This is a genomic window from Xanthobacter aminoxidans (assembly GCF_043193615.1).
In the GTDB taxonomy this organism is placed as follows: Bacteria; Pseudomonadota; Alphaproteobacteria; order Rhizobiales; family Xanthobacteraceae; genus Xanthobacter; species Xanthobacter aminoxidans.
Genome location: NZ_JBAFUS010000008.1, coordinates 128,876 through 141,174 on the forward strand (window position 1 = coordinate 128,876; position 12,299 = coordinate 141,174).

Sequence of the window (12,299 nt, forward strand, 5' to 3'; positions counted from 1 at the left end):
GCGCGGCCTACTCGCGCTTGATGCCGTTCAACTTGACGAGCTCGCGGAACTTGGCGACCTCGTCGGCGACGAAGGCCTGCGCCTGCGCCGCCGTGCCGCCCGCCACGGTGAGGCCGAGTTTCTCCATGCGCGCGCGGAAAGCGGGCTGCGCTACAACGGCGTTCAGCGCGCCATTGAGTTTCGTGATGATATCGGCCGGTGTCCCCTTCGGGACGACCAGTACAGTCCAGGAATAGGAGGCATAATCCTGCCACCCCGTCTGCTCGGCCACGGTCGGCAGGTCCGGATAGCTCAGGCTACGCTGCGGCCCTCCGGACGCCAGGAGCTTCAGCTTGCCTTCGCGCACGAAGGCATCGGCGGCCTGGGGGGTGAGATAGGCGATATCGATCTGGCTGGTGAGCAACGCCGGGACAATCGGCGCCTCACCGGGATAGGGAATGTGGAGCATCTTCGCGCCGCCGAGCCGCGCCAGTTCCTCGTGATGGATCTGGTTGAGGCTCGCCACGCCCACCGAGCCGAAGGTCACCTTGCCCGGATTGGCCTTGGCGTAGGCCAGCAGATCCTTCAGCCTCTTCTGCGGCAGGTCCGGGCGCGCGGCGAGCACGAAGTCGGCGGTGTAGAACTTGCCGACGACATCGAGATCTCGGGTGGGGATGTAGGATGGGTTCGGATCAAGATAGGGCGTGATGGCCGTCGCCCCGACTCCCGCGAGACCGACGGTGTAGCCGTCGGGCTTCGCCTTCGCCACCGCATCCATGCCGATCATGCCGGCGCCGCCGACCTTGTTCTCCACCACCACCTGCTGCTTCAGGAGCTTCGTCAGATCCGCGGCGAGCAGGCGAGCCGCCACATCCGTGGCGCCGCCCGGCGCGAAGCCGACGATGAGCCGCACGGGCCTGTCAGGGTAGGAGATTTGGGCCGTGGCGCTGCCGCATGCGAACAGAGCGACAGCGACCGCAACGAAAAGCCTCAGCATCGGCGAACTCCCGCTATGGTTTCGGAGCGTGTTGAAGAGACGCCTTCATTCCCGGCGGATGCCGGTCTCGGCTTCGATCTTCCTGTATTTCTCGATCTCGGCGGCGACGAACCTGCGCGCGTCGTCGACATTCCCGCCCAGGATGAGCAGGCCAAGACTGGCGAACCGTTCGCGCGTCTGCGGCTTGGCGAGCGCCGCATTGACGGCTTCGTTCAGCCTGCGCAGGACATCCGGCGGCGTGCCCTTGGCGGTCACCAGGATGTTCCAGGTGTAGCAGTCATAATCCGCGAAGCCGGTGATCTCGGCCACTGTCGGCAGATCGGGCATGGTGGCGATGCGCTTGGGACCGCCGGCCGCGAGCGCGTGGACCTTGCCGCTGGTGACGAACCCCTGCCCCCCGGCGAAGGTCAGGAAGGCGATATCGATCTGCCCGGAAAGGAGCGCGGTGATGAGCTGGGAGTCCCCGGCATAGGGAACGTGCAGCATCTTCACGCCCGCTCGGCGTGCGAGGTTCTCGAGACCGAAATGGATCGGCCCCGCGACTCCTGTCGATCCGTACGACACTTGGCCGGGATTGGCCTTGGCATAGGCGAGCAGTTCAGGAAGCGTCTTCGGGCCGAAGTCGGGGCGCGAGACGAGGACCACGTCGATGGCCGTCAACGCTGCGATGGTGTCCAGATCGCGGACCGGATCGTAGGGCAGGCGCGGGTCGATCATGGGGATGATGGCCGTCGGCCCCACGCCGCTGAGGCCGATGGTGTAGCCGTCCGGCTTCGCCTTGGCGACGAGGTCGATGCCCGTCGTGCCCGCCGCCCCCGGCTTGTTCTCCACGATGAACTGCTGCTTGAACGTCGTGCTCAGATCATCGGCGAGAACGCGGGCGGTGACATCGGTCGAGCCTCCCGGCGCGAAGGGAACGACAATTCGAACCGGCCGGTCCGGAAAGCCCTGCGCCCAGGCCGGCAACACGGCCGGCGCGCAGCAGAGTCCGGCCGCGATCAAGGTGGCGAACCTCCGACCCATGGGTGTCTCCCTCGTCCCGCCTCTGGATGGGCTGGTGTGGAATTTGGGGGCTCGACAGGCCGTGAAGGTCAATCGCGGGGCGGTTGATCACACGCATATGCGCATTCCGCACGGTCCCGGCGGGTGACACATGCGTGTTCATCCTCGGCGTCCCGGCGTTCCCGGTTGATCGCGAGCAGCGAGCGCCGTTCTGTGGTGCGGCGGAATCGAAAGGCGAAGAAGGCGAGACCGTTCGCGCAGCTCAGGTGCGGCGCGGTCTATCGCCTGCGACGCGTCCAACTCAACGCGGCCGGGCACTTCGCCCCGCCGCACGTAGCGACAGAACAGTGAGATCCGGGGCCCTCCATGTCCGAAGCCATGCCATTGAACCACGACGAAGAGACTCCGGCGCAGGGTCCGCTCGCCGGCATCCGGGTTCTCGACCTGACCGTGAACGTGCTCGGCCCCGTCTCGACCCAGATCCTCGGCGACATGGGCGCCGACGTCATCAAGATCGAGGCGCCCGAAGGCGACTACACGCGCTTCGTGGGTCCTTCACGCAGCGAAGGCATGGGGACCTTCTTCCTCAACATCAATCGCAACAAGCGCTCCGTGGTGCTCGACCTCAAGCAGCCGGAAAGCCGGGCAACGCTGCTCGAACTGGCCGAGACCGCCGATGTCTTCGTCCATTCCATGCGGCTTGGGGCGGCGCGCCGCCTCGGCATCGACTATGAAACGGTGTCCGCGCGCAACCCGCGGATCGTCTACGCCTCGGCTGGCGGCTACCGGCAGGGGTCGTCGCGCGCCGAATGGCCGGCCTTCGACGACGTGATCCAGGGCGTGAGCGGCATTGCCGCGCTGAACGGCCAGGCGACCGGCGAGCCCCGCTATTTCCCGACCGTGATCTGCGACAAGCTGTGCGGCTACGTGCTGGCCTCCTCCATCGGCATGGCTCTTTATGCGCGTGAGCGCACCGGCCTCGGCCAGGAGGTGCATGTCCCGATGATGGAGACCATGGTCGGATTCAACATGCTGGAGCATCTGTGGGCGGGCGTCCTCGACCAGCCGGAGCTGGGCCTTGGCTACAGCCGCATGCTGACCCAGCATCGCCGGCCCTACCGCACGCTGGACGGCTACATCTGCCTTCTGGCCAACACCGACGAGCAATGGCGGCGCATGTTCCGGGCGATCGATCGGCAGGACCTCCTCGGCGATCCCAGGTTCACCGAGATCGCTCCCCGCTCCCGGAACATCGATACGCTCTATGGCATCCTGACCGAGGCGATGGCGACGCGCACGACGGAAGACTGGCGCCAGCGGCTCGATGCCGCCGACATTCCCAACGGGCCGGTGATGACCCTGGAGCAGATCTACAACGACCCCTACCTCGCGGAGACCGACTTCTTTCACCGCGTGGAGCATCCCACCGAGGGGCGGTTCGTGACGATGGCCGTGCCCACGCACTTCTCCCGCACCCCCGCCGGCGTGCGCCGCCTGCCGCCGCGGCTCGGCGAGCATACGCAGCAGGTCATCGATCAGCTTCGGTCGGAGCGAAGTGTTGCGGCCGCCGAAATGCAAGCGCCCCCCGCCAGGGAATCGTCGGCGGCAGGCTGAGAGGAATTCAGGATGCGCGGCGCGCCCGCCCGATGCGGGAGGCGCGCCGCGCGCCTTCATTCGCGCCTGATGTCGTTTAGGCGGACAATATCCTGGAACCGCTTCGCCTCCGACCGGACGAAGGCGGCCGTGTCCGCGAGGCTCCCGCCCATGGCGACCAGCCCCAGCTTCGCCAGCCGGGACTGGACTTCGGGGTCCGCCAGAATCCTGGTCGTCGCCGCGTTGAGGCGCGCCGTCACATCCTCTGGCATGCCCTTCGGCCCGATCAGCATCGTCCAGGTATGGGCGCTGTAGTCGGGCCATCCCATGACCTCCGAGATGGTCGGCATGTCAGGCAAGGCGGCCACCCGCCCGGGTCCGCCGGACGCAAGCCCCAGGATTTTCCCCTCCTTGATCAGGCCCGTGGCGGACGCCGGGGTGATGAACGCGATGTCCACCTGCCCGGTCATGAGGGCCGGCATGATCGGGGCTTCTCCGGTGTAGGGGACATGGAGCATCCGGGTGCCGGAGCGGCGCGCCATCTCCTCATGCAGGGCATGGTTGACGCTCGCGATCCCGACCGTGCCATAGCTCGGCTCGCGCGTGTCCGTCTTCGCCGCAGCCAGGAACGCGGCAAGTGTCTTCTGAGGCAGATCAGGTCGCGCGCAGAGGATGAACGGAGCGTCGTAGACCGGGGTTATGAATTCCAGATCCCGTTCCGGACGAAACGGCGACTTGGGATCAAGGTAGGGCACCACCACGAGCGGCGTACCCGGCGAAACCCCCAGCGTGTAACCATCGGGCTTCGACTTGGCGACGGCGTCCACGCCGATCATCCCGGACGCACCGGGCTTGTTCTCGACGACGAATGTCTGATTGAAGGCCTTCGACAGCTCGGATCCGATGAGCCGAGCCACCACATCCGTGGCGCCGCCGGCCGCGAACGGAACGATCAGGCGGACCGGGCGATCCGGATAGCTCGACTGCGCGGCCGCAGGCCCGACCAACAATAGCGCCGCGACGGCGCAGCCCAGGATTTCGCGCATATTTTCCCCGTTCATGATGACCCCGGCAGCGTGGAATTATGCCCCCCGGGTCCAAAATCCAAGCATGCGCGCCCAACGCCGGGTCAACCGGCAAGAAAAGAGCGCACGCACATGCGGATTGAGTGGCGATTTCCTCGCCGCCGCCATCGGGCGCAAGCTCCACATATGCGCGGAATGGCCTGACGACATGGCCGCTGTAAATCCGCTCCGCTAAGCAATTTGGGAACGGTATTCGCCCCGGATCATGCCGGCCTTCGCGGCGCGGCGGTTCAGGTCCGGGACGTTGCGCCGACGGGCGGGAGGACGGCAGTGAGCGGGTGGTTGAACGAAGATCAGATCCAGGTGCAGGACCTCGTGCGCCGGGTTGCTCGCGAGCGGGTTGCGTCCCGAGCGCAGGAGATCGACCTCACGGCCGAATATCCCCATGACATGTTCGATCTCATCCGCGAGCTCGGGCTCTTCACCTTGCCCTTTCCTCCCGAATACGGCGGCAGCGGCAGCATGTTGTCGGCCTGCGTCGCTGTCGAGGAGCTGGGGCGCATCTGCTACAACACGGCCTATCTCCTTGTCGTTCAGTGGGTTCCGATCGGCGCGATCCTCGCCGGCGGCACGCCGGAGCAGAAGCGGAAGTATCTGCCGGGCCTCGCCTCCGGCGATCTGCGCGGTGCGCTGTCCCTCACCGAGCCCCAGAGCGGCTCGGACGTGGCCGGCATCCGCACCCGCGCCAAGCGGGACGGTCAGGGCTGGCGGCTGAGCGGATCGAAGATCTGGTGCACCAATTCCGGCATGGCCGACTTCGTGCTCGTCGCCGCCCGCACCGGCGAGGACGATCAGCGCGGCAAGATCAACCTCTTCATCGTCGAAAAGGGAACCCCCGGTTTCGAGGTCGGGCGCAAGGAAGACAAGATCGGCGCACGCGGCGTGCCATCGCACGCCCTCTTCTTCGACAATTGCTACCTGCCCGCGGAAGCCATGCTCGGCGATGAAGAGACGGGATTCCGCGTCGCCATGGCGGCCCTCAACGACTCGCGCCCCATCATCGGCGCGCGGGGCGTCGGTCTCGCCCAGGGCGCGATCGACCACACCATCGAGTTCATCAAGTCGCGCCGGGCGTTCGGGCAGGCGGTCTCGGACTTCCAGGGCGTGCGCTGGATGATCGCCGATATGGTGATCCAGACCCAGGCGTCACGGAACCTCGTCTATGAGGCGGCGGCGGCGGTCGACGCCGGCGTGAAGGGCAAGGCCCTCGCCCAGCTGGCAGCCATCTCGAAGTGCCACGCTACCGACACCGCCATGAAGGTCGCGACCGACGCCGTGCAATTGTTTGGCGCGGCGGGTGTGTCCAACGAATATCCGATCAACAGATACTTCCGCGACGCGAAGGTGCTCCAGATCATCGAAGGCACCAACCAGATCCAGCGCAACATCGTCGCCCGCAACGTGCTCGACTGAGCAGGCGGTCCGACTTCAGCAGATTTCGAAGGAGAGAGCAAAAATGGACGTCCTTGGCCTCGGACTTTACTATGAAGACCTTCCGGTGGGGCACAGCTTCAAAACCATCGGCCGCACCATCACCGAGACCGACATCATCAATTTCGTCACCTGCACGGGCATGACGGAAGTGTTGTTCACCGATTTCGAATTCCAGGCGAAGGAATCCGACATCAGGGGCCGCGTGGCGCCCGGCGCCCTGGTCTTCACCTTCATGGAGGGACTTCTGACCCAGTGCTCCATGCAGCACACCGGCTTCGCCTTCCTCAACATGGATCTGGAGGTCAAGGGGCCCTCGATCGCCGGCGACACCATCCATGTGGAGGTCGAAGTCATCGAGTCCCGCCGCTCGAAATCCCGCCCCAACCGCGGCATCGTGCGTACGCGCAACGTGGTTCGGAACCAGCGCGGGGAGGTGGTGATGATCTACACGCCGGCCCGCATGGTGAAGGCCCGCACCGATGGCCGGGAGCAGGCTGCATGAGCGCTCTGCCGCTGGAAGGCATCCGCGTGCTCGACCTGTCGCGGATACTGGCCGGCCCCTGGGCCGGCCAGTATCTTGCCGATCTCGGCGCGGAGGTCATCAAGATCGAGCGTGCCGGAAAGGGCGACGACGCGCGCTATTTCGGCCCGCCCTATCTCCCCGACGAGAGCGGCGCGCCCACCAGCGAGAGCTTCTTCCACCTGAGCTGCAACCGCGGAAAGAAGTCGGTGACCGCCGACCTTGCGTCTCCCGAGGGGCAGGAGATCATCCGTACCATCGCTAGCGACTGCGATGTCGTGATCGAGAACTTCAAGGTGGGCGACCTTGCCCGCTACGGGCTCGACTATGCGTCCCTGCGCCAAGTCAACCCAAGGCTTGTCTATTGCTCGCTGACCGGCTTCGGCCAGACCGGACCCTACCGCAAGCGGCCGGGCTATGATGCCGTATTCCAGGGCATGAGCGGCCTCATGAGCGTCACCGGCCTGCCGGACGGCGAGCCCGGCGGCGGCCCCATGAAAGTGGGGCCTTCCATCGCCGACATCGTCACCGGCCTGAACGCGGTGATCGGAATTCTCGCGGCCCTGCGCCATCGCGACCACAATGGCGGAGAGGGCCAGCAGATCGATCTCTCCCTGTTCGAATCCATGGTTGCCGCGCTCTCGCACTATGCGCAGATCTTCCTCACCTCGGGCGTGCCGCCCTTCCGCAGGGGGACGCAGGGCAACGGCGGCGTTCCCTCGCAGATGTTCCGCTGCTCCGACAGTGGCATCATGCTCACCGCCGGCAACGACGCGCAGTTCCATCGTCTGTGCGAGGCGATCGGCCACCCGCAGATGGCTCGTGATCCCAGGTTCAGCAACAGCCTGGCGCGCATCAGCAACCGGGCGGCGCTGTCCGCCGAGCTTGAAGCGATCTTCGTGCAGAAGCCGGCCGCCCACTGGCTGGCCGTGCTGGAGGCGGCCGAAGTACCCGCCGGCCCGATCTATGATTTCAAGCAAGTCTTCGAGGACACCCACATCGTGTCCCGTGGGCTCAAGATCGAGGTGGACCACCCCTATAACGGGCGCACGGCGCTGATCGGCAGCCCCCTGCACTTCTCGAATACGCCCATCGACCGCTACGGACCGCCTCCCCTTCTCGGCCAGCACACCGACGAGACCCTCGAACGCTACGGCTATGACGAGGCTCGCCGGGCCGAGCTGCGGCGCAAGGGCGTCATCTGACCCGGACCCGAGCTGGCCGCCCGGACCTCCGAGCTATAACGGAGCGCACGGCTTGGGCGCAGATCGTGTGCGGGGACAGCCCTGAAGCACCATGACCGCCAGACGCAGAGGCCCCTCCCAATGACTGACTGGCGCCGGGTTGCTGCACGATTGGAGGTGGGTTAATCGTTCTCAGGGGCTGCCCGGCCTGTCAACGCGCGTTGTCTTTCCCTTCAGGCGGTGGATACATCATGGTGATCGAAAGCGCACCGAAGTCCACGCTGAGGATTCTCGGGATCTTCGAGGTCATTTCGCAGACTCCCGACGGATTGACACTGGCGCGACTGAGCGTGCTGCTTGCATCTCCGAAAAGCAGCCTTCTGAACTTGCTGCGGCCACTGGTGGCACAAGATTACCTCTCATATATCCACGGCGTCTACACTCTGGGGCCGAGGGCCTTCAGCCTCGCCTCCAGCATCATCTCGACCCGCAGTCAGCCCTCCCTCATCCGCCAGTTCGCGCACGATCTGGCGGCGGCGACGCGCGAAACCGTCATCGTTGCGGTGCTCGATCGCGCCGCCGCCCTGGCCGCCTATGTGGACGTGATCGAGAGCCCCCAGCTGGTTCGCTATTCGGTCCCGGCCGGCGTCACGCGCCCGCTCTACTGCTCCGCGGCCGGCCGCCTCCTGCTGGCCTTCCAGCCTGAGGACTGGCGTGAATCCTATTTCAAGAACGCCGACCTCAAGCCGCTCACGGCTCGTACCGTGACCAAGGTGCCCGAGCTGCGAAAGATCATCGCCGAGATCCGGCGTACCGGCGTCGCCTTCAGTTCGAACGAAGCCGTGGAAGGGGCCGCGGGGGTCGCCGTGCCCGTGCGCGACGCCGAAGGCGCGGTGGTGGCGGCTCTTCTTGTCGCCGCTCCCGCCGCGCGTGCCGAGCAGAACCGGGCGCTCCTTCGCCAGGAAGCCGTTCTCGCCGCCAGCCGCGCCTCGCAGGCGCTCGGACATCGCGAAGTCGAAGCCGTCGCCTGATCCGCCTGCCCGGCAGGGCCGCAAAAGGATCGCTCAGCCCATCCGCACATGAGCGCATATGTGTCGCTTGGAGCTTGGGCACGCACGTCCTCTTGGCATCTTCGACAAGGGCCGACACAACAAAAGCCCGACGCTCCGCCACCCGTGCGGTGCCGTGCTGTGAGGCTCGCGATGGATCTGTCCTTCTCCCCCGAAGAGATTGCGTTCCGCGACGAGGTCCGCGCCTTCATCCGCGACAACCTACCGGCCGACATCCGCGCCAAGGCCGGCCGCGTCGCCCATTTCGACAAGGCGGACGTCGTCGCCTGGCACAGGATCCTGGACGCGCGGGGCTGGGCGGCCTCCCACTGGCCGCGCGAGCACGGGGGACCGGGGTTCAGTCCCGTCCAGCGCTACATTTTCATGGAGGAGATGCTGCGGGTGCCGACGCCCGAGCCACTGTCCTTCAACATCAACATGGTGGGGCCGGTCGTCTACACCTTCGGCTCGGACGCGCAGAAGGCGCGATTCCTCCCCCGCATCCGCAGCCTCGACTGGTGGTTCTGTCAGGGCTTCTCTGAACCCGGTGCGGGTTCGGATCTCGCCGCGCTGCGCACGTCGGCGCGCCGGGAAGGCGACGAATACATCGTCAACGGCCAGAAGATCTGGACCTCAACCGCGCACGTTGCCGACTGGATGTTCTGCCTGGTCCGCACCGATGCCGCGGCGAAGAAGCAGGAGGGCATTTCATTCCTGCTGATCGACATGCGCACGCCGGGCATCACCGTACGGCCCATCATCACCATCGACGGCGCACATCATACCAACGAGGTCTTTCTCGACGATGTGCGCGTGCCTTTGGCGAACCGCATCGGCGCGGAAAACAAAGGCTGGGACTACGCAAAGTTCCTGCTCGGCAACGAGCGCACCGGCATCGCCCGTGTCGGCCTGTCCCAGGGTCGCGTCAGCCGGGCCGTGTCCCTCGCGTGCGGGATTGAAGGGCTGGATGGCTCGCTCACCGACGATCAGGGGTTTCGCCGTCGCGTGATCGACCTGGAGATCGACCTGAAGGCGCTGGAGATCACCGCCTTGCGGATCATCGATCGGCAGCGGCGGCGCAACGATGGGCGTCCTGATCCCGCGTCCTCGGTGCTCAAACTTCGGGGGGCGGAGACCCAGCAGGCAAGCGCGCAGCTTCTGCTGGATGCCGCGGGCCGGCTCGGGGCTCCTCTCGATGCCGATCTCGCCGCGCTGGGCGGGGGCTTCGCGGAGGCGCAGGGCGCGGCGGCGATCCATCTGGGTGCCCGCGCGGCGACGATCTACGGTGGATCAAGCGAAATCCAGAAGAACATCATCGCCAAGGCCATCCTCGGCCTCTAACTGGCACGCGTGGAAGCAGTCCATGAACCTCGAATATTCCACTGAGCAGACATTGCTTGCCGACAGCGTGGAGCGCCTGCAGTCGCAGCGCCGGGCGACCGACCGCCGGGCCATCTGGGCCGCGTACGCGGAACTCGGCCTCCTCGCCCTGCCCTTCCCCGAAGACATGGGCGGCCTTGCGGGTGGAAACGTGGAGGCTCAGATCGTGATGGAGGCCGTGGGTCGGCACCTCGCAGACGTGCCCTACATCGGGTGCGCGGTGGGGCCGGGCGCGATCCTGGGTCTTTGCCCCGAGACGCCGCGGCTTCGGGGACTTGTGGCAGCAATCGCGGAAGGGTCCCGCACGGCCTGCCTCGCGCATGAGGAGGAACATGCGCGCTACCGGCTCGCCCATGTCGAGACCCGGGCGGAAAGGACCGCCTCCGGCTTCGTGCTGAACGGGAAGAAGACCGGCATCGCGACCATCGACGGGGTGGACGAGCTGATCGTCAGCGCCCGCCTTTCCGGTGCGGCGGGGGACGAGACCGGGATCGCCCTGTTCCTGGTCCCGGCCGACCTGCCGGGTGTCCGGATGCGGACCTTTCCCGCCTTCGACGGGACGACCCTCGCCATCGTTGGGCTTTCGGACGTCGCGCTCCCGTCGGATGCCTTGCTGGCCTCGGACAAGGGCGCCCTCGCGGCACTGGACCGAGCCGAAGCCGCTTCGCTGTCTGCCGTCTGCGGCGAGGCGGTGGGCATCCTGGAAGCGATGCTCGACGAGACCGTGGCCTATCTCAAGACCCGCCAGCAGTTCGGTGGGCCGATCGGCCGCTTCCAGGCCCTGCAGCACCGCGCCGCCGAAATGTATGTGGCGCTGGAGCAGGCGCGCAGCATGGCGCTGCTCGCTGCGGTGAGCGTCGATCTGCCGGACCGGGAAGAGCGCTGGCGCATGCTGGCGGCGGCAAAGGTCCAGATCAACGCATCGCTGCGGTTCGTGGGGCAGCAGGCGGTGCAATTGCACGGCGGGATCGGCGTGACCGAAGAATGCCGCGTCGGCCGGTGCTTCAAGCGCACGGCCATGATCGAACGCGCGTTTGGCGACACGTTTCACCACCTCGCAGTCCTCGACCGTCTCGGCGGCCTCGAAGGACGACTGCCCCGAACCGCGCCTGCGCAGGCCAACGGCCGAGCCGCGTGATGTCTGCCTCGATTATGGATGCCCCGACATGTTCGTGACTGACCTCCTGAAGACCAAGAAGATCCTCGTGACGGGCGGCGGTTCCGGCTTGGGAAAGAGCTTCGCCGCGCGGCTTGCGGAACTGGGAGCCGAACTGGTGATCTGCGGCCGGCGGGCCGATGTGCTGGAGACGACCGCGGAGGAGCTGCGGCGCGCGTCCGGGGCGAAGGTCGCTACCGCCATCTGCGACATCCGCGATGCCGGGGCGGTCGACGAGATGTTCTCCCGCATCTGGAGCGAAGGCCCTCTCGACGCCCTCATCAACAATGCCGCCGGAAACTTCATCGCACGCACGGAGACCCTGTCGCCGCGTGCCATCGATGCCGTCCTCGATATCGTGCTGCACGGGTCCTTCTATTGCTCGGTGGCCGCCGGAAAGCGCTGGATCGCGGAAGGACGCGGCGGCAGCATCCTGTCCATCGTATCGTCGGCGGCCAATTCCGGCCGGGCCTTCACCGTGCCCTCGGCCGCGGCCAAGGCCGGCGTGCTGGCCATGATGAAGAGTCTCGCGGTGGAATGGGGGCCGCACGGCATCCGCACCGTCTCGGTCGCTCCCGGCCTTTTCCCGACCAAGGCGGCCTGGAGCCAGCTCTATCCCGACGGCTCGAAGCTGTTGTCCGAGGAGATGGAGGTGCCGCTGCGCCGCACCGGACAGCACGAGGAAATCGCGAATCTCGTCGCGTATCTGCTCAGCGACGGGGCCTCCTACATCAACGGCGACTGCATCACCATCGATGGCGGTCGCGACCTCCAGAATGGCGGTGGAAGCGGCGTGATGGGATTGTTCTCCTGGACACCCGAGCGCTGGGACGCATTCCGCGCCAACAGCCGCGGCTGACGCGAGCAGGCACGCGCCCGTCGTGCGGGTGCCCCGAGATTCTCTTGTCCCAAGGAGCGAA

The 12,299-nt window shown here is 66.4% G+C and carries 11 protein-coding genes; 8 read left to right on the forward strand and 3 right to left on the reverse strand.

The features are described from left to right. Positions 1–7: 7 nt before the first annotated feature. Together V5F74_RS24415 and V5F74_RS24420 are read right to left on the reverse strand one after the other, a co-directional pair. On the reverse strand, positions 8–892 hold the full coding sequence (locus V5F74_RS24415) for a Bug family tripartite tricarboxylate transporter substrate binding protein (protein WP_394010283.1): 885 nt from the start codon (positions 890–892) through the stop codon (positions 8–10). 129 nt (positions 893–1,021) lie between these two features. After that, on the reverse strand, positions 1,022–1,999 hold the full coding sequence (locus V5F74_RS24420) for a Bug family tripartite tricarboxylate transporter substrate binding protein (protein WP_394010284.1): 978 nt from the start codon (positions 1,997–1,999) through the stop codon (positions 1,022–1,024). A gap of 345 nt (positions 2,000–2,344) precedes the next feature. Here V5F74_RS24420 and V5F74_RS24425 point away from each other — a divergent pair, with 345 nt between their 5' ends. Beyond that, on the forward strand, positions 2,345–3,592 hold the full coding sequence (locus tag V5F74_RS24425; protein ID WP_250166988.1) for a CaiB/BaiF CoA transferase family protein: 1,248 nt from the start codon (positions 2,345–2,347) through the stop codon (positions 3,590–3,592). 56 nt (positions 3,593–3,648) lie between these two features. Here V5F74_RS24425 and V5F74_RS24430 read toward each other — a convergent pair whose 3' ends face one another. Beyond that, entirely contained in the window at positions 3,649–4,632 is a 984-nt protein-coding gene (locus V5F74_RS24430; RefSeq protein WP_394010285.1) for a Bug family tripartite tricarboxylate transporter substrate binding protein, read from the reverse strand. 306 nt (positions 4,633–4,938) lie between these two features. On the opposite strand from V5F74_RS24430, the gene V5F74_RS24435 reads away from it, so the two are divergent. The 7 genes from V5F74_RS24435 to V5F74_RS24465 all read left to right on the forward strand — a co-directional run bounded on the left by V5F74_RS24435 (position 4,939) and on the right by V5F74_RS24465 (position 12,238). Then, positions 4,939–6,069 carry an acyl-CoA dehydrogenase family protein gene (locus V5F74_RS24435; RefSeq protein WP_394010286.1) on the forward strand — a complete coding sequence of 377 codons (1,131 nt, stop codon included), beginning with the start codon at positions 4,939–4,941 and terminating at the stop codon, positions 6,067–6,069. A gap of 43 nt (positions 6,070–6,112) precedes the next feature. Continuing rightward, positions 6,113–6,592, forward strand: a complete 480-nt coding sequence (locus tag V5F74_RS24440) for a MaoC family dehydratase (RefSeq protein ID WP_250166985.1) — start codon at positions 6,113–6,115, stop codon at positions 6,590–6,592. Continuing rightward, the gene (locus V5F74_RS24445) at positions 6,589–7,815 is read left to right on the forward strand and encodes a CaiB/BaiF CoA transferase family protein (RefSeq protein ID WP_394010287.1); all 1,227 of its coding nucleotides are present in this window, start codon (positions 6,589–6,591) and stop codon (positions 7,813–7,815) included. Before V5F74_RS24440 ends, V5F74_RS24445 begins: the two co-directional genes overlap by 4 nt. A 230-nt stretch (positions 7,816–8,045) precedes the next feature. Then, positions 8,046–8,825 (forward strand): IclR family transcriptional regulator, encoded by a 780-nt coding sequence (locus V5F74_RS24450; RefSeq protein WP_394010288.1) that lies wholly within the window; start codon positions 8,046–8,048, stop codon positions 8,823–8,825. 171 nt (positions 8,826–8,996) lie between these two features. Beyond that, entirely contained in the window at positions 8,997–10,184 is a 1,188-nt protein-coding gene (locus V5F74_RS24455) for an acyl-CoA dehydrogenase family protein (RefSeq protein WP_394010294.1), read from the forward strand. 22 nt (positions 10,185–10,206) lie between these two features. Continuing rightward, positions 10,207–11,361 (forward strand): acyl-CoA dehydrogenase family protein, encoded by a 1,155-nt coding sequence (locus V5F74_RS24460; RefSeq protein ID WP_394010289.1) that lies wholly within the window; start codon positions 10,207–10,209, stop codon positions 11,359–11,361. Between the two features lie 28 nt (positions 11,362–11,389). Then, positions 11,390–12,238, forward strand: coding sequence for an SDR family oxidoreductase (locus V5F74_RS24465; RefSeq protein ID WP_394010290.1), 849 nt, complete (start codon positions 11,390–11,392; stop codon positions 12,236–12,238). The last annotated feature ends 61 nt before the right edge of the window (positions 12,239–12,299 follow it).